Source organism: Lewinella sp. JB7 (assembly GCF_024297185.1).
GTDB lineage: Bacteria > Bacteroidota > Bacteroidia > Chitinophagales > Saprospiraceae > Neolewinella.
The window spans coordinates 28,011-45,094 of the sequence record NZ_JANCTD010000006.1; the positions used below are offsets into that span (position 1 = coordinate 28,011).

General features: G+C 61.6%; 12 protein-coding genes and 1 riboswitch. Of the genes, 6 read left to right on the forward strand and 6 right to left on the reverse strand.

The window, feature by feature from the left end:
* Positions 1 to 8 precede the first annotated feature (8 nt).
* From NMA52_RS11810 to NMA52_RS11820, 3 genes are all read left to right on the forward strand, one after another.
* Positions 9 to 2,384: a caspase family protein gene (locus NMA52_RS11810; RefSeq protein ID WP_254827873.1), complete on the forward strand. Its 2,376-nt coding sequence runs from the start codon at positions 9 to 11 to the stop codon at positions 2,382 to 2,384.
* 89 nt (positions 2,385 to 2,473) lie between these two features.
* Positions 2,474 to 3,982, forward strand: a complete 1,509-nt coding sequence (locus NMA52_RS11815) for a hypothetical protein (protein WP_254827874.1) — start codon at positions 2,474 to 2,476, stop codon at positions 3,980 to 3,982.
* Between the two features lie 41 nt (positions 3,983 to 4,023).
* A complete protein-coding gene (locus NMA52_RS11820) occupies positions 4,024 to 4,437 on the forward strand; it encodes a hypothetical protein (protein ID WP_254827875.1) in 414 nt (137 codons plus the stop codon).
* A 5-nt stretch (positions 4,438 to 4,442) separates the two neighbouring features.
* Here the strand turns inward: NMA52_RS11820 and lpdA are convergent, their stop codons facing one another.
* The 3 genes from lpdA to NMA52_RS11835 form a co-directional block, all read right to left on the reverse strand.
* Positions 4,443 to 5,846 carry a dihydrolipoyl dehydrogenase gene (lpdA, locus tag NMA52_RS11825; RefSeq protein WP_254827876.1) on the reverse strand — a complete coding sequence of 468 codons (1,404 nt, stop codon included), beginning with the start codon at positions 5,844 to 5,846 and terminating at the stop codon, positions 4,443 to 4,445.
* An 84-nt stretch (positions 5,847 to 5,930) separates the two neighbouring features.
* Positions 5,931 to 7,112, reverse strand: coding sequence for a regulatory iron-sulfur-containing complex subunit RicT (locus NMA52_RS11830; protein WP_254827877.1), 1,182 nt, complete (start codon positions 7,110 to 7,112; stop codon positions 5,931 to 5,933).
* Positions 7,113 to 7,204: 92 nt separating this feature from the next.
* The gene (locus tag NMA52_RS11835) at positions 7,205 to 8,359 is read right to left on the reverse strand and encodes a hypothetical protein (protein WP_254827878.1); all 1,155 of its coding nucleotides are present in this window, start codon (positions 8,357 to 8,359) and stop codon (positions 7,205 to 7,207) included.
* Between the two features lie 105 nt (positions 8,360 to 8,464).
* Between NMA52_RS11835 and NMA52_RS11840 the strand changes: the two genes are divergently transcribed.
* Together NMA52_RS11840 and NMA52_RS11845 are read left to right on the forward strand one after the other, a co-directional pair.
* Complete coding sequence (locus tag NMA52_RS11840) at positions 8,465 to 9,280, forward strand: universal stress protein (RefSeq protein WP_254827879.1); 816 nt, start codon at positions 8,465 to 8,467, stop codon at positions 9,278 to 9,280.
* A gap of 41 nt (positions 9,281 to 9,321) precedes the next feature.
* Positions 9,322 to 10,410, forward strand: a complete 1,089-nt coding sequence (locus tag NMA52_RS11845; protein ID WP_254827880.1) for a quinone-dependent dihydroorotate dehydrogenase — start codon at positions 9,322 to 9,324, stop codon at positions 10,408 to 10,410.
* On the opposite strand, the gene NMA52_RS11850 is transcribed toward NMA52_RS11845, so the two are convergent.
* The 3 genes from NMA52_RS11850 to NMA52_RS11860 all read right to left on the reverse strand — a co-directional run bounded on the left by NMA52_RS11850 (position 10,411) and on the right by NMA52_RS11860 (position 14,782).
* Positions 10,411 to 11,292: a DUF6089 family protein gene (locus tag NMA52_RS11850; RefSeq protein WP_254827881.1), complete on the reverse strand. Its 882-nt coding sequence runs from the start codon at positions 11,290 to 11,292 to the stop codon at positions 10,411 to 10,413.
* A 110-nt stretch (positions 11,293 to 11,402) separates the two neighbouring features.
* Positions 11,403 to 13,625: a DUF5916 domain-containing protein gene (locus NMA52_RS11855; protein WP_371930966.1), complete on the reverse strand. Its 2,223-nt coding sequence runs from the start codon at positions 13,623 to 13,625 to the stop codon at positions 11,403 to 11,405.
* 92 nt (positions 13,626 to 13,717) lie between these two features.
* Positions 13,718 to 14,782 carry a P1 family peptidase gene (locus NMA52_RS11860; RefSeq protein ID WP_256534276.1) on the reverse strand — a complete coding sequence of 355 codons (1,065 nt, stop codon included), beginning with the start codon at positions 14,780 to 14,782 and terminating at the stop codon, positions 13,718 to 13,720.
* A 44-nt stretch (positions 14,783 to 14,826) separates the two neighbouring features.
* Positions 14,827 to 15,025, forward strand: a riboswitch (cobalamin riboswitch).
* 130 nt (positions 15,026 to 15,155) lie between these two features.
* On the opposite strand from NMA52_RS11860, the gene NMA52_RS11865 reads away from it, so the two are divergent.
* Positions 15,156 to 17,066, forward strand: coding sequence for a TonB-dependent siderophore receptor (locus NMA52_RS11865; RefSeq protein ID WP_254827884.1), 1,911 nt, complete (start codon positions 15,156 to 15,158; stop codon positions 17,064 to 17,066).
* Positions 17,067 to 17,084: the final 18 nt, after the last annotated feature.

A 17,084-nucleotide genomic window follows, 5' to 3' on the forward strand; every position in this document is an offset into this window, starting at 1 on the left:
GGGCATACTTGCTCTTACTGCCCGCCCTGCTCCCCGCAGCGGCCGGAAGTGGCAGCGCGGTAATCGTAGGCATATCTGACTTCGAGGATCCGAACATCTCCGATCTACGCTTTGCCGACCGGGATGCCGAGGCCTTTGCTGATTTCCTAGCGAGCAAGCAGGGGGGGCAACTCTCCTCCCACCGGATCAAGACCCTGACGAACGCTGGGGCTACGTTGGCGGCCATCGAGTCCGCTTTATCCTGGCAACTCTCCAGTGCCGAGGCCGGTACCACGGCCTACCTTTACCTGGCTACCCACGGAGACATCGAAGCTACCAATTTGCGGTCATCCGGCTATCTGCTGGCTTACGACACCCCCTACAACAATTACAACCTGCTGGCTCTCGGTGTCGATTTCCTGGACGAGCACCTGGCCGCCCTGGCCGCGAAGGGAGTACAGGCTATTTTAATTACGGACGCCTGTCACGCCGGTAGTCTGGCCGGTAATGCCGTGGCCGGACGACGGCTTACGGCCGCCCGCCTAATGATGCCACAGGCAACGGAGATCCGTTTGCTCTCCAGCCAGCCCTACGAGCTCTCCTTCGAGGGGGAACGCTGGGGCGGGGGGCGGGGCGTCTTCTCCTACTACCTCGTCCGGGGGTTAAGCGGGGCGGCCGACACGGACCACGACCGACGAATCGACCTGTACGAACTCGAGCAGTACGTGCAGGATCGCGTGAGCGAGGAGACCCAGCGAAAGCAACATCCCGAGCTCGCCGGAGGCCACAAGGGGGAGAGTCTCTTCGGGGGCGTAGTGGAGGTACAGGAAGAATACCTGCAAGAAAAAAGCAAAGCCGTGGAAGCCACCTTCGAGGAAGCCCAATTAGCCATGGCCTCCCGGGGTGCTCAGCTCGACTACGTCCGTTTTCAGCGAGCCCTGGCAGACGGTAAACTGATGCAACCGGAAGAAGATTGCGCGCTGTCTTACTACCAAAAGCTTCGTGGAGACCCGAGTCTACTGCCCCTGCGGGGACTACTAGATGAGCGATTCACCGTCTCCCTTCTCGACTCGGTACAGCAAGCCATCCAGGACTATCTGGATGCCGACGGGGAGGAGCTTATGCAGCGGGAACAACTGGACGAAAAGTACCTGGCGTTCCCAAAGTATTTGGAGCATGCAGCTGCGATTCTCGGTACGATGGACCCCCGCTACCGGAATATTGAAGCTAAGCGGCTATACTTTGAAGGATTGGTACTCCGATTGCGGACCAACTTCGCCCCCGAGGCGGATTCCCTACTGTCGGAGGCGGAGACCTATTTACACCAAGCCATCGCACTGGCTCCCGAGGCGGCCTACATGCATAACGAGCTGGGTATCATTCTGGAATTCCAGCGTCGCGATTCACTGGCACGACTCACCTACGAACGAGCGAAGGAACTGGCTCCCACCTGGGCACTCCCCCATATGAACCTCAGCAACCTGCTGAAAAAGGTAGATCCCGAAGCTCATTTTGACCGGATCGTCCAGGGATACCAGCGGGCCATTGCCCTGCGTCCGGATCTGGGCGCGGCCTATATGAATTTCGGCATTTTCTATCAGTCCATGGGCGAGCAAGATAAAGCGGCCGAAATGCTCCGCCGGGCCGTTGCGGTATCTCCCTCCCTCGGCGAGGCCCGCTATTACCTGGCTGAAGTTCTCCGCCGGGATCCGTTGAAGCGTAAAGAGGCGATTTCCGTGTACCGTTCCCTGATCGGCGACCGCCCCCACATGACCGAAGCCTACCTCGGCATGGGACTCACCTTCGATTCCCTCCAGCTCCGCGATTCGGCGGAAGCGTATTACATAAGGGCGCTGGCGGTTCCCGGCCACCGCCTGGAAGGCTATCTGTACCCCAACCTCGCCAGGCTGTACGTCCGCCACCAACCCGCGAGCGGTAAGGACTTTTTCAGGCGGTTGATCAGCGAATCGCCCCATGCCCCCTACGGGTACGCCTTCACCGCCGTACTGGATACCACCGATCGGGAGTGGTCCAGTCTGCTCTCCCAGCTCGACTTGCCGGAAGCGGAACACTTTCAACTCGTCACCGCGGTGGCCGTGGAAGTGTACCAGTGCAATACCGAACTGGCCGTCATCGCCATGCAACTGGGTGCCCGGTTGCATCCACAACTGACGGACGCCCACCGAAATCTCACCGACATCCTGCTGGTCGATGGGCAGTGGAAAGCGGCGGAACGCGCGGCGCGCAGGGCCGTGCAGGTAGCCAAAAAGAACCAGGAACTGCCCCCCCTGTGCGAATACGTACGCGAAGTGGACCTGTACGAACCCCTGCTACGGGAGGAATCCCTGCTACCCTATTACGCCAAACACTGTCCGGACTGGCCGGAAACCACCCCTGAGGACTGAGCCCGTAGCCGAAACAGGACAATCGACCTATTCCCGTATATTCCTATTCCCCCCTTGGGACACACACTCGAACGACACAACACCCAAACATGTACTTTCCGTGGCCGCTACTCCTCACTCTTTTCCTACTATACATCGGGCCAACGAGCCTGAATCGAAGTGCCAGCGTAGAGTCGGCGCTGGCACGGCCGACCGCGCTGCACCCCGTGATGCCGGTGACCGGATTGGCGGCGCCCTGCTCGTACGAGGCGATCGCCGGTGCCCTGAACCGGTACCTCCGGTCCGATCCGGGCGAACTCAGCATACGTGCGGGGGATACGCGGATTCAGGTTCATACGGAATACGCCGACTGCTTACGAGCGCTTGCCGACTCCGAGCCGGACGGGCCACGCCGGGATACGATGACCGGCTGGGAATCGTACTTCCGGGGGGTAGTCGCCCGCATGACCGCCGAACAATTGATGGACGTCGATACCGTAGGGGCGAAGGATGAGCTCGTTCGGGCGGAACAACACCTGACCGCTGCCAATGGCTTGCTACCGGCGCAGGCATACATCGTAAATGAATCGGGTATCGTATATGAACTCGCGGGCAACTACACCGCGGCCGGAATATCCTTCGAGGCAGCCCAGTATCTCAGGCCCGACTGGGCGCTCCCCCAGAGCAACTGGGCCAACGTATTAGTGGCTCAGGACCCCGGGGGGAATTATCAGCGGGCGGCGCAAGCTTACCGCCAAGCCATCAATAAGGGAGGCGGTCCGGCCGTAGCCTTCCTCGGACTGGGGAACCTGCTCCTACGGGACCCGGCCCGCGTCGATGCTGCGATCGATACCCTCGACCGCGCCTACGGAAGACTGCCGGACCTCTCCGAAATCAAGTATGGTTACGCCCGTGGGTTACTGAAAAAAGGGGGGAGTACCGCTGATATTGCCCGCGCCGTCTCCCTCTACAACAGCATACTCAGCGATGGGAACGGGCGCAAAAAGGGCCACGCTCACTACGCCCTGGCTTACCACCATGAGGCCACCGATACGGCGGCCGCCAGTACGAACTACCAACAGGCGGTCAACTACCCCGGAAACAAGGCCACCACGAAAAACAGCTACCGACGCCTGGGACAGTTGTACAACAAGGGGAACGGAAAGCGTAAGGGCATCGGCAGGCGGTACTTCAAAAAACAAATCGATGCGCATTCGCAGCCCTTCCCCGAAGAATATGCCTCGTACGTGGTGCTGACACAGGCCAGCAGTGCTGGTGCTCTGAACAGCCTCCTTAAAAAGCCGGCAACGCCAGATGAATACGCTTTCTACCGGGACATCGCCGTCGCGCTATTCCAAATGGACGATCTTCCCCAGGCGGAACTGGTCGCGGAATGGAGTGCTAAGGAGAAAACATTCCGGGAGTTGATGGAGGCCCACGCCAACTACATCGATATGCTCTATATCAATAATGCACCAAACGGCCAAATCTGTCAGGCCCTCAGGAATGCCCGCAAGCATTTGTCGGCGAGTGACGCCGAGCGGCTAGTGGCTTATCTGGCCATTGACCCCGAGCGAATAGTAAGGTTGCAGCAACTGAGTTGCTGGCAGAATCCCTGATTCCCCCCCTCTTTCGCAAACTATCGTAAGACTATCCACTCATGACCCGCAACCTCCTCCTCTTCCTCGCGCTTGCTCTCCTGACTTATCTCGCGGTTACCAACTCACCCCCCGGGCAAAGCGGTGATTCCGCCACGCCCCCCTCCACCCAGTTTCGGGACTTGGTCCACGGACCGGACACGTACCGCGTACGGGCGGTGCGCGATACCCTCGTGACAGATGTATCCGTCATTAATTCCGTTGAGGTAATGGTCGACAACCGACCCCACCGCCTGCTGTTGATCGGGGGGGGACGACCGACGCTGGTGATGCAGGAGATCGGCCCGGACGGCCTGTTGATGGACGATACCTATACGGTAGTCGAGAACGAGGATATATGGAACCTACTGGTCGGCCCCGGCACGGTCTTCGTCAGGAAGGACGATAGTCCACCCCCAACCACCAAGTCCATGTAGTACGGCTACACGTGCAGCGCACGATCCGCCGTGGCGGCCAGCGCCGCCTCGCGGAAGGCTTCCGTGTAGGTCGGGTGGGCGTGACTCATACGTGCGGCATCCTCGGCGCTGGCCCGGAACTCCATCAGGGCTACGGCTTCGGAGATCATATCGGCGGCGCGGGCACCGACCATGTGTACGCCCAGAATTTCGTCGGTTTCGGCGTCGGCGAGCACCTTCACCATGCCCTCGGTATCGGTACTGGCGCGGGCACGTCCCAGGGCCTTGAAGGGGAACTTCCCGGCCTTGTACTTCACGCCCGCGGCCTTCAGTTCTTCTTCGGTCCGGCCGACCGCGGCGACCTCGGGCCAGGTGTAGACGACTCCGGGAATCAGGTTGTAATCGATGTGGGGCTTTTGCCCGGCGATGTGCTCGACGGCGTAGATACCCTCCTCTTCGGCTTTGTGGGCCAGCATGGCCCCGCGGATAACGTCGCCGATGGCGTAGATGTGGGGTACGGAAGTCCGTAGGTGATCGTCTACGATCACGCGGCCGCGGTCGTCCACGGTCACGCCGGCCTGGTCGAGGCCGAGGTTATCGGTGTAGGGCCGGCGACCCATGGCGAGCAGGCAGTAGTCGTACTCCTTGGTCGTGGATTCCCCGTTGGATTGCTTTTCGAAGGTCAGCGTTGCTCCCGCGTCCCCGCCCTCTACCGCCGTGACCTTGTGGCTGAGGAAGAAATTCAGCCCGGTTTTTTTCAGCGCGCGCATGAGTTCCTTACTGCAGTCCTTGTCCATCGTGGGCAGGATGCGGTCTTCCAGTTCGATAACGTCCACCACGGTACCCAGGCGACCGAAGACGCTGCCGAGTTCCAGTCCGATGACCCCGCCGCCGATCACGGCCATGCTCTTGGGTACTTCGGTAATGTTGAGGGCTTCCGTGCTGGTGATTACGCGCTGCTTGTCGTAGTTGAACATGCCCGGCGTGATGGGCTTCGAGCCGGTAGCGATCAGGAAGTGCTCGGAGGTGATGGTGCGGTCCTCGCCCTCGTTCATGGCTACCCGCAGCTCGTGGGGCCCGGTGAGGGTGCCGTGACCGTAGAGGACTTCGATCTTGTTCTTTTTCATCAGGAACTCCACCCCCTTGACGGTCTGGTCGACCACCTCGTTCTTGCGCTTGATCATCTGCGGCATATTGACCTCCAGTCCGGAAAGATCGATGCCGTGCTCGCCGAACTTCTCGTGGGCGTTGTGATAATGCTCGGAGCTGTCGAGCAGCGCTTTGGAGGGGATGCAGCCGACGTTCAGACAGGTACCGCCCAGGCTGTTGTAGCGCTCTACGATGGCGGTCCGCAGACCGAGTTGCGCGGCACGAATGGCGGCTACGTAGCCTCCGGGGCCACTACCGATGATGGTTACGTCAAAGTCCATGTAGGAAAGGTTTGGGATGGTCAGCTAAGGGAACCGGTGGAGGTACAAAAAGATTAGGCCCGGGGGGAGCAAATGTAGCGGGGATCACTCTTTGCCGCCGGGCTTCTTCTTACTGCGACGGCGGCGGTTGTTGTTGCGTCGTTTACTGGTGGACTTCCCCTTGCGCTCTCCCTTGGATGAGGAGCCCTGGGGGGTAGCGCCGGTCGGGGTCGATTCGCCCTCTCCGCCGCCCTTCTTACGGCGGCGGTTCTTGGATTTACTCTTACGCCGGCGTTTCTCCGCGGGGAGTTCGACGGCTCCGGTCACGTCCTCGTACTCGAAATCGTCCTTCGTTTCCGTGACGACCTGGAAGGTTTGCAGATCGGCGGGCTTCTGGTCCTGGCGGTTGAGGGCAAGGATCTCGTGTACCTTATCCACGGGGATCGGGAAGAGCAGGCCGCGGTTTTCGCGGTAGGTGTAGTACATGAGTCCCTTGAAGATGTCGGTCTTGATGAGAATGCCGAGGCCGGCTTCGGTACGCAGTTTGTCCGCCTTCTTGGGAAAAGCCTCGAGGGCTTCCATGTAGGTATCGAGCTCGTAGTTCAGGCAGCACTTGAGGCGGCCGCACTGTCCGGAGAGTTTGCTCTGGTTGATGGCGATGTTCTGGTAGCGGGCGGCGGCGGTATTGACGCTCTGGAAATCGCTGAGCCAGGTGGAGCAGCAGAGTTCGCGCCCGCAACTTCCCATACCGCCGAGGCGGCCCGATTCCTGGCGGGGGCCGATCTGGCGCATTTCGATCTTTACGCGTAATTGGTGGGAAAACTGGCGGACCAGCTCGCGGAAGTCTACCCGCTCGTCGCTGGTGTAGTAAATGGTGGCCTTGCGGCAATCGCCCTGGTACTCCACGTCGGTCACCTTCATATTGACGTGATTGGTGCGGGCGATGGCGCGGGCCTTCACCAACGCGGGGTATTCCAGTTGCCGCGCCTCGTGCATCTTTTCCAGGTCACGGGCATTGGCCTTACGCAGGACGTTTTCGGTGACCTTGGCCTGCTTGACGTTCTTTTTCTTGAGTTGCAGCCGCACGAGTTCGCCGCTGAGGGTGATGCAGCCGACGTTGTAGCCGTTCTTGGTTTCGACCGCTACGTAGTCGCCGGTGTAGGTGCCGAGGGCTGCGGGCGCGTGGTAAAAGCCCTTGGAGGCTCCGTCCTTAAAGCTTACCTCCACGATATCCGTGGAATAACTGTCGTCGATGCCCAGGTGGCTGAGCCAGTCGAAGGTGCTCATTTTGTTGCAGGAGCCCGTGCCGCAGTTGCCTTTGCTTCCGCAGCCTTGGGGAGTTCCGCAGGATGTACATCCCATGGTATGTCAATTTATGTTTACGCCCTTGCGACCCGGCTGGCGGGAGCGCGGTGGCGGAGTAGTTGGTGAATGCGGATGCCCGCATCCAGAAAAAGGATTTTGGGGTTGGCGTTGCGCTCGATGTGTTCGGCGCACTCGCTCAACAGTTGTATGATGCCCGCCAACTGATCGTGGTCGACCAGCGGAAGCATTTTAGTGGCACTGCGCAGCTCCTCGGGAAGCAGGCGCACGCCCGGGTTATCGTTGCCGGTCACGGAGAGCAGGAGAAACTCCCGCCAGTAGTGGAGGCTGTACCGGATAAAGTGTTTCTGGGTTTCGCGACCGAGCTTGGCGAAATCCTCCGTCCAGGCGACCAGCCGGGCCGGACTGCCCTGGAAGCAGGCCCGCATCCAGTCGAGCAGGCGGGCGCCGTGGGACTCGGTTTCCGACTCCGCGAGGGAGAGCGCGAGATTGTAATTGCCCCCGGCCAGCCGGGCGGCGGTTTCCCGCAGGTCCGCCGGGGCGGTCACGCCCTCGTGTCGGGCCAGGGCCAGACTGATCTCGGCGTCCGTAGGCGGCGCGAGTTTGGTGAGTTGGCAGCGACTGAGGATCGTGGTGAGGATCAGGTCGGGACGCTCGGCTACGAGAAAAAAGATCGTCCGCTCCGGCGGCTCTTCGATCATTTTCAGGAGACGGTTGCCTTCACTCCCCAGGTACTCCGGCAGCCAGATGAGCATGACCTTGTAGCGCCCCTCGAAAATTTTCAGGTGGAGCTTGCGCAGCATGTTGGCGCAGGACTCGCGGGTAATGTTGCCCTGTTTGTTCTCGGCGCCGATCCGCTGTAGCCAGTCGTTTGCTTCCAGGTAGGGACTCTCCCGGAGAGCCGTACGCCACTGGGGCAGGAAGGGGTCACTCGTCATTTTGGAGCCTACGGTCGGGAAGGTGAAGTGCAGGTCGGGGTGTACGGCCCCGGCGGTTTTACGGCAGGCCCGGCAGCGGCCGCAGGTGTTATCGCGGTCCGTTCCCTGACGGTCCTCGCACAGCAACAGATTAGCCAGGGCCAGGGCGGCCGGCAGCCCGCCGGTACCCGGGGGGGCCAGCAACAGATTCGCGTGGGGCAGTCGGTCGGCCGAAGCCATGCGGCGAAGCTGGTGGAGCCCGGGAGGCTGGTGGATGAGCTGGTCGAAGTACATGATCGTCTGGGGGGCAAAGGTAGCAATTTGGGGCGGGTAAACGCCGCACCGAACCGCTCCGGATACCTGGGTGTATGTATATTACCTCACCAACCCACCTGCAGCATGAAAAAGATAATGGTCGCCACCGACTACTCCGACAGCGCCGGCAGCGCCGTCCACTACGGAGTTTCCCTCGCCAACCGCTTCGGCAGCCTCCTCTCCCTGGTCTCCGCCGTGGAAGAACCGTACAGCGCCTCGGCCGGTGCCCTGGTCGACATTAAAAAGCGAATCCGGGAACAAGCCCTGGAGACGATGGAGCAGGTGAAGCAGGAAGTAAGTGGCCAGCTCACCAACGGCGCGACCATCGACATCCATACGGTGGATGGCGATCCGGGCCGGACCATCACCCGGGTCGCGAAGGCCAAGGACTACGATCTGATCGTCATGGGCACCAAGGGATCCACCGCCGCCCGCGAACTCTTCACCGGCAGCGTAGCGAACGCCGTCATCAAGAACTCCAAACTGCCCGTACTGGCGGTTCCCGTCAAGGCACCCTTCGAAGACATTAATCGCATCGTCCTGGCCATCGACGATCAATCCATCGACGGCCCCCACGTCCTGCAACCCCTGGTGGAACTGCTGCGGGCCTACGGCGCCGAACTGATCGTGTACCACGGCGACCGCGACGGCGACGGCCAGGGCTACGACCCGAAACTGCCCGAATACCTCTCCGGCATCACCCACCGCTTCGAGGTACGTTCGGGGAAGGAAGGCTCGATCAGCGAGGGCATTCAGCAGGCCGTTAAGCAGCATCGCGCGGACCTCCTGTGCATGATCTACCACGACCGCGGCTTTTTCGGCCGCATCTTCAACGACAGTACGGTCAGTAAAATCGTTTTCGACTGCCCCGTCCCGCTACTGGTGCTGCAGGATACGTAGAGCCGTAACCCTCGTCGCCGCCCGGAGCTTACCTTCGCGTCATGTACAGCATTCTGAAACCCTTACTGTTTCGTCTGGCCCCGGAACGCGCCCACGCCCTCACCGTCCAGGGTCTGGCCGCTACCCTGTCCCTGCCCGGCGTAAGCGATCTTTTCCGCAAGACTTACCGCTACGAGGACCCCCGCCTGCGGACCGAATGCTTCGGCATCCCCTTTCCCAATCCCGTCGGACTGGCCGCCGGCTTCGATAAGGACGGAAAGTACTACCGCGACATGTCGAGTCTGGGTTTCGGCTTTCTAGAACTCGGTACCGTCACGCCCCTGCCGCAGGGCGGAAACCCTTCGCCCCGCCTCTTCCGCCTGCCGGCCGACCGGGCGCTCATCAATCGCATGGGCTTCAACAATGAAGGCGTCGAGGCACTGGCACGCCGGCTCCTGCGCGACGGCCGGCCCGGGAACGTGGTGCTCGGTGGGAACATCGGCAAGAACAAGCTCACCCCCAACGAAGAGGCTACCGCCGACTACCTTAAGTGTTTCGAGCGGCTCTTCTCGCTGGTCGATTACTTCGTCGTAAACGTCAGCTCCCCCAATACTCCCAACCTGCGGGAACTGCAGGACCGCGAGCCCCTTACGGCTCTCCTCACCGAATTGCAGGAACGCAACCTTACCCTCGGGCGGACGGCGGCGCGCGGGAGCACCACCGAACTCGGACGGCCCGGCGAACTCTGGCACCGGAAACCTATCCTCCTCAAGATCGCCCCCGACCTGACGGAGGGCCAGCTCGACGATATCCTGCAGATCGTGAACGACACCGGTATCGCCGGCATCATCGCGACCAATACGACCATAGCCCGCGCGCCACTTCGCACGAACGCCGCGGCGGTTGCCGCCCTGGGCAACGGCGGCCTCAGCGGCGCGCCGCTGCGCGAACGGTCCACGGAGGTGATTCGCTACCTCTACGAGCAGAGCGGACGCACCCTCGACATCATTGGTGTGGGGGGAATCGACAGCGTGGCCTCCGCCCGGGAGAAGCTGGCCGCGGGTGCCCGGCTCATCCAGGTGTACAGCGGTATGGTGTACGCCGGTCCGGGACTGGTCCGGGACATCAAGCGCGGGATCGTGGAATTCTAGTTACCGCCGCTTCCGCCGCCGCTTACTCTCCTTTTTCGAGCGGCGGCGGGCCTTCCCCTTTTCAATCTGGGGGCATAGCACGTCCCCGAAGTAGTAGTTGATGCCGATCCCGAGGAACAGGTAGCGATCGTTGACGGAATCGTCACCGCGCTGGGTGCCCTCGCGGTCCAGTCGGGGGCCACCCTCGATGGGCGGACGGCTGCGGTCGCTCATCCGGGCGGCCAGGTCGCCGTTACTCTCGGCCAGTTGACCGAGGTCGGGGTAGATCGTGCTCACGTCATCCAGGTAGTCGGTAGAGGCGTTCCGCATACTCAGGTGGGCGTCCATGCTCAGTTCGTACGTCAGGTCCCACCGCACGCCCACCCCGTAGGCGAAGGCCGTGCTGAAGCTGCCGTAATCCTGCCCCTCCGTCATCAGTGGACGCAGGTTCACCACCTGCCCCCCGTCGGCTACGGCCGTGGGGGTGAAGTGAAGTACGGAGACTCCCGCAAAAGCATAGGGCGTGAAGAAATACTCCCGGCTCCCGTGGAAATAGGGCAGGAAGTTGAATTCAAACTGAGCGGTCAGGTCGCGGATACTCGAGCGAAAGCTCAGGTTGCGCAGGCGCTCGAAGGTATTCTCGCTCTCGCGGTCGTAGGCCTCCACGTGACCGTAGTTGAAACTTCCCCGTACGGCGATCCGGTGGTTGAAGTTGTACCGGGCCGCGACCCCGCCGGACAGGTTCGGGTGGTTGAAGCGAAATTCCGTGTTCAGATCACCCAGGTAGAAGGACGACCCCGCCCACGCTCCCAGTTCCAGGCCACGCATTTGTAGCTGAGCCCGGGCGGGCGCGGTGCAGAGGAAAAAAAACAGTAGAAGGGAGACGGTGGTATTTAGCCGCATGCAATGGGAAGTGGTGTGCTTAACGTTGGCGGGTGACGCAACGGTATGCCGAACCCAAAGGTTTTCCGCATCCGGCAATTCAGCTTACACCCCGGGGGGTATTCGAGCACTCAGATATTGAGCCAGTAGGTGACTTTCGCCACGAGGGCGCGGTTCTTCACGCCAAAGTCGAGGCTGTCGTAATTGTCGGTGTACACCAGGAAAAAATCGCTCACCGGCGCGAAACGCCACTGCAGGCGGGCATTCACGTTGATGTTGTCGATCTGGTCGTTGTACTGCAGGAAGGTGGTCATGAAGACCGACTTGGAGAAGGTAAAGTCGATGCGCGGTCCGATCAGGAACAGCGCCGTGCTGGCGTAAGGCTCCGGAAGGTCTACGTACTGGTAACTGAAGCGCAGATCGATGCTGCCGAAGGGTTGGTACCGATACTGTAGGTTGCCGCTCAGGCTGTAGCCGTAGCCGTTGAAGAACTCGCCCACTTCGGTTTCCAGACCCGTACTGAGCCGCTTGCGGGAGTCGCTTTCGTACTCGGCCCCGGCCCGCCAGTAGCCGTAGCCCCGCCCGCCGGGTAGCGGGGTAGCTCCGGTGCGCGAGGGGTCGAAGTCCTTGAACAGGAAAATGTACTCGTAGCCGGCGCCGAGGTTGAACCGGCTGGTATTGGTAAACCGCCACTGGTATCCGGCCATCAGGTTGCGATCGGTAAGTCCGTCGCCGGGTTGGGAGAATACCCGGGCTTCGAGGACGGGACCTTTTTCCACCACGGCCGGATTGGCGGGGTAAGTGATGTGGGCCGCCTCCACTCCACTGGTGAAGTAGCCCCGCCGGGGTACGAAGCCTACTTCGGCGTTGAAGTCCTCCCCTACGTACAGGTGAGCGTACTCTACGTTCCAGTGCCGGTGACGGTACTCGAGGTTCAGGCCGTGGGTGTAATCGTCGCCGCCCTCTCGCTCCGAAAAACTGCGGTGCACGAAGGTCTTCCCGTTCCAGGCATTATCGCGGGTGGCCAGGTTGTAGTCGAAGCCGACGACGCGGTTGTAATCCGGATTGGTCTCCGTCGTATCCGAAAAGCTGGTAAAATTTTGCTTGTTCACGAAGATGCCGCCCACGCTGCTCCGCGCCCCGATGCGTCGCTGGGTGGTGGCTACGGTATAGTTGAAGCTGGGCAATCCCTGATCGAGGTTGCGGGCCGCCTGCATGTTGAGCAGTCCGATGCGCCAGTCGTCGTTGAGTTTTCCACTCAGCCGGGCCCCGAAGTAAATGGGGTTCTGGAGCCCCTCGCCCGTGGTGGTATCGCGGGTCACGCCGATGCGCCGGCTGAAGAAGGGGTTGGCCCGCTCGAAGCCGAAAGAGCCGAAGAGGTCGGCATTTTCGAGGAAAAATTGCCGCCGTTCGGGAAAGAAGACCTCGAAACGGGTCGTATTGATGACCTGCTCGTCGACCTCCACCTGACTGAAGTCGGGGTTCACGGTGAGGTCGAGATTGAGCCCGCTGCCGATACCGACCTTCGCGTCGCCGCCGACGTTGCCGTCGAAGTCGGTGGACTTACCGTTCTGGTAATCGCGGCGCAGCCCTCCCCCGGCGTAGGGGATGACGGCGATGTTCTTGGTCTGGGCCAGGGGGGCGCCACCCTCGAACCGGAGGCTTCCCATATAGGCAAGGCTCATGATGATCTGGTTCTGGGGGATGCGGTGCCAGGTGCTGCGGGTGTTGCTCTGGGTATCCATCCGGTAGCTGTTGAAGAACCACTCGCTGGCTCCGCTGGGGAAACGAAGGCTGGAAAAGGGGATCACCATTTCGCACGACCAGTAGTCTTCGCCGATGAAGCTCTCACCGCGCCACTTGTTATCCCAGTTCTCCTGAAAATCTTGCCGGTTCTCGCCGCCGTTGGAGATCAGCGCTTCGCGGGTCACGCCGTAGGGGTTCATGCCGAAGACAATGGCATTGGTCTTATCGCGGAAGGGATTGAAGACGAAGGTGATGTTGTCGTTGCCGCCGGCCCGGTAGTCGCGGCGCAAACTGGGAATGATGAAGTCGTTACCTACCGTGCGGCAAATGGCGGCAACGTAGAGGTTGCGATCATCGTAGCCGAAGTAAACTTCCGTCGGGTACACCGAACGACTGGTATCGGCCGGAAAAGTTTCCCAAAAATCCTTGGCGGGCTCCCCCGCTTGCCATTCCAGTTCATCGAGCTTACCGTCCAGCGTAATGCCTTTCGCGAACCGGACCACCGTAGCGCTGGGTGGTTCATTGGCGGTACGGGAATCAAAAGTGAGGGACTGGCTTCCTAAACCGGTGACGAAAGCACAAAATACAACTAGGAACAAGGGTTTCACGGGCGATCTGATCGGGGTTGAACGCTAAAGATACTTTAGCGCCGGTTTGGCGGGTACGCGGGTGCCCACTTTCTCCCGGAAAGCCGACCTTCTCAGCGCAACATCTCCAGCACTTCTTCTACCGGTAGGGCCTCGCGCTGGTGGCCGTCGCGCCCCGTCATGTCTTCCGCCGCGAAGAGGGAATTGATGATGGCCTCTTCCGTCGCTTCGATCACGGCGAGAAAGAGGGGGGAAACGGCACCGTTACTCAATTCACTTAGTTGCCTGATCCGATCGGCCCCGGGAGTAATCCGGTTCTCCGTCGCGGTGGAAAAGGCGATGACGTAGTCGCCGCTCCCGTTGCTGGCGATGCCGCCGGTGCGGGCCAGTCCGAGCATGGCCCGGGCCGCCAGTCGCTCCAGATTCCGGGCACCGAGGGGCGCATCGGTAGCCACTACGATCATGCAGGAGCCGTCCGCGTGTTCCTCCAATTGGTCGCGGAAGTAGTACTGTCCGAGTTGCTTCCCCACGGGAGCGCCCGCGATTCGCAGTACTCCGCCGAAGTTCGTCTGCACGAGTACGCCCACCGTATAGCCCCCGAGGCTTTCCGGTAACCGCCGGCTCGAGGTGCCGATACCGCCCTTCCAGCCGAAGCAACTCGTGCCGGTACCCGCCCCGACGTTCCCTTCCTCCACCGGGCCGGCCGCGGCGGCGGCGAGGGCATCCAGGACATCGGCCTCCGTGACGTGGCGGCCCCGGATGTCGTTGAGGTAGCCGTCGTTCGTTTCCCCTACGACGGCGTTGACGCTTCCCACTTCGGGATTGCCGGACAGGCAGGCCGTGATCAGCGCATTCGTCGCGGTGGCCACACTGAGGGTATTGGTAAGCACTACGGGCGTTTCCAACTCGCCCAGTTCCTTCACCTGACTATAGCCGGCCAGCTTACCGTAGCCGTTGCCGAGGTGGATGGCGGCCGGCACCTTTTCGCGGTACATATCACCGGCGTGGGGGAGGATGGCCGTCACGCCGGTGCGGATGCTGTCGCCCCGGATCAGGGTAGTATGCCCTACTCTTACCCCCTCTACGTCGGTGATCGCGTTGAGCGGACCGGGTGGCATGACGCCGAAGGGTACGCCGAGGTCGCGGGGTCGGGACTGGGCTTCTAGCGGCTGCTCCATGAGCAGGAAGAGCGGAAGGATAAGGTAGCGCAGATACACATGCGGTAAATTAAGGCTTTGTCGGTGAAGGCAGCTTACCTTCGCGGCGCAATCAGGTAAGGGAATCCGGTGAAACTCCGGAGCTGTCCCCGCAGCTGTAAGCCCCGCGTGCCGGCCACCACGATGCCACTGGACTCGATCGTCTGGGAAGGCGGTGAACCGGCGGGGCGAGCCAGAAGACCTGCCGGATCGCGTCATATTCCTTCGTCTTTCGGTGAGAAAGGACCAGGTTGGTAGCAGGTAGACCGGTAGCGTGCACGGATGGGTACTCCCTTCTCCCAAGCACGCGTACCCGCCATTCGCCCACCCTTCTCTCGCCGGCAACCCCGCTACCATGCACCAGTGTACGGCTTTCCTGTTTTTCTGCATCTTCCTTTCCGGCCAACTCTCCGCCCAGAGCGCCCCCACCCTATCAACTACCGGGGATGCGGTGATCGTGACCGGGGCGCGGTACGCCCGGCCGGCGGTGGAGAGTCCGGATCGGGTGACGGTGATCGACTCTGCAACGATCGCGCGATCCGCCGACCTCAGCCAACTCCTCAACGAGCAGGCCGGCATCGTGATCAACGGGGCGTACAGCAATCCGGGCAAGGACAAGAGCGTCTTCTTGCGCAACGGCGGCAATCAGTACACGCTGATCCTGGTGGACGGGCAACCACTCATCGACCCGTCCTCCCTGGGCGGGGCGGTCGATCTGCGGCTGCTGTCCCTACGCGGAATCCAGCGAATTGAAATTCTGCGGGGTGCGCGTTCGCTGCTTTACGGATCGGATGCGGTGGCCGGAGTCATCAATCTCATTACGGAACCCGCCCATACGGCTCCGGCCGGGGATGGCTCTTCCCCCGTCCGCTGGCACCTGCGCGCCGCCGCCCAACGCTACAATACCTACGAGGGAAGCGTGGCCGCCAGTGGTCGCACCGAAAAACTTGAATACCGCCTCGGTTACGACTACTACACGACCCGGGGACTCAGTGAAGCGGCCGAACCCGCCTCCGGACAACACGACTTTGACCGCGACGGCGCGCAACGCCATACCTATTCCGCGGGACTGACCTACCGCCCGACCGAACACTGGACCATCCGCCCCGCCCTGCGCCACGCGACCTTCGCCGGCGATTACGACGCGGGTCCCTTCACCGATGCGGAAAATACCTACACCAACGAACTGTGGCTGCCCAGCCTGGCCGCGGACTACGTAAAGGGAAAAACAAGCGCGGGCGTGCGGTACACCTATGCCGCCACGGACCGCATATTCGACGACGCGGCCTTCGGAAGATCACCCTTCCGGGGGCGGGCCCACCAGGGGGACGCGTACGCCATTTTACGCCCCCGACCCTCGCTTCACCTGACGGCGGGGGCTCAGTTGCGGCACGAAAAACTCGAGAGCAGCTTCCCCGACGTGCCCAATCTCACCGCCGTCAACCTAGCCCCTTACCTCCAGTTTAACTGGATTCCCGCCGAGCGGTGGCTGGTGGAAGCGGGATACCGGTACAACCACCACGGCGATTTCGGGGGGCAGAGTAATTATTCGGTGGCGGTCGGCGCGCGGGCCAGCGAACGACTCGGTTTCCGGGCCTCCGTAGCCAGCGCCTTTCAGAGCCCGACCCCCGATCAGCTCGGCGGTCCCTTCGGCGCGAACCCCGAGCTACAGCCCCAGGTGTCGACCTCCGTCGAGGTGGGTGCCCGACTGGACGACCCCACCGGAAAGTTTCGGATCGACCTGGCCGTCTTTCAGCGCAACATCGAGCAGCTGATCGTCTACGATTTTCAGGAGGGCTACCTGAACCGGGACGCGCTGCGCGACCGGGGGATAGAGCTCGAAGCCGCCGTGCGTATCGGCCAGCGCTTCCACCTGAGCGGCAACCTGACCTACGTGAGCGGGAGACTGCGGGAGCAGACCGCACCCGACCAGGTCACCGAAACCACGGACTTTCCCCGCCGGCCACGGTTAACCTCCTTTGCGGGAGTTACTTACCGGGCGGAATCGCCCTTTCTGCTGCGCCTGACCGGAAGCTACACCGGGGAGCGGCAGGATCTGATCTTCGACGAAAATTTCGCCCCCCTGCGTCCTACCCTTGAACCCTACGCACTCGTGAACGTCTACACCGAGTACCGCTTCGGCGGCGCGCGCGGACTGACCGTTTTCGGTGAGGTACAAAACCTCACGGATAGTGATTTCGTGGAAGTAAGCGGATTCAGTACGGTCGGCATCGTGCCCCGGCTGGGCGTGGCTTACGACCTGTAACCCGTCCGGTCGCGCGGC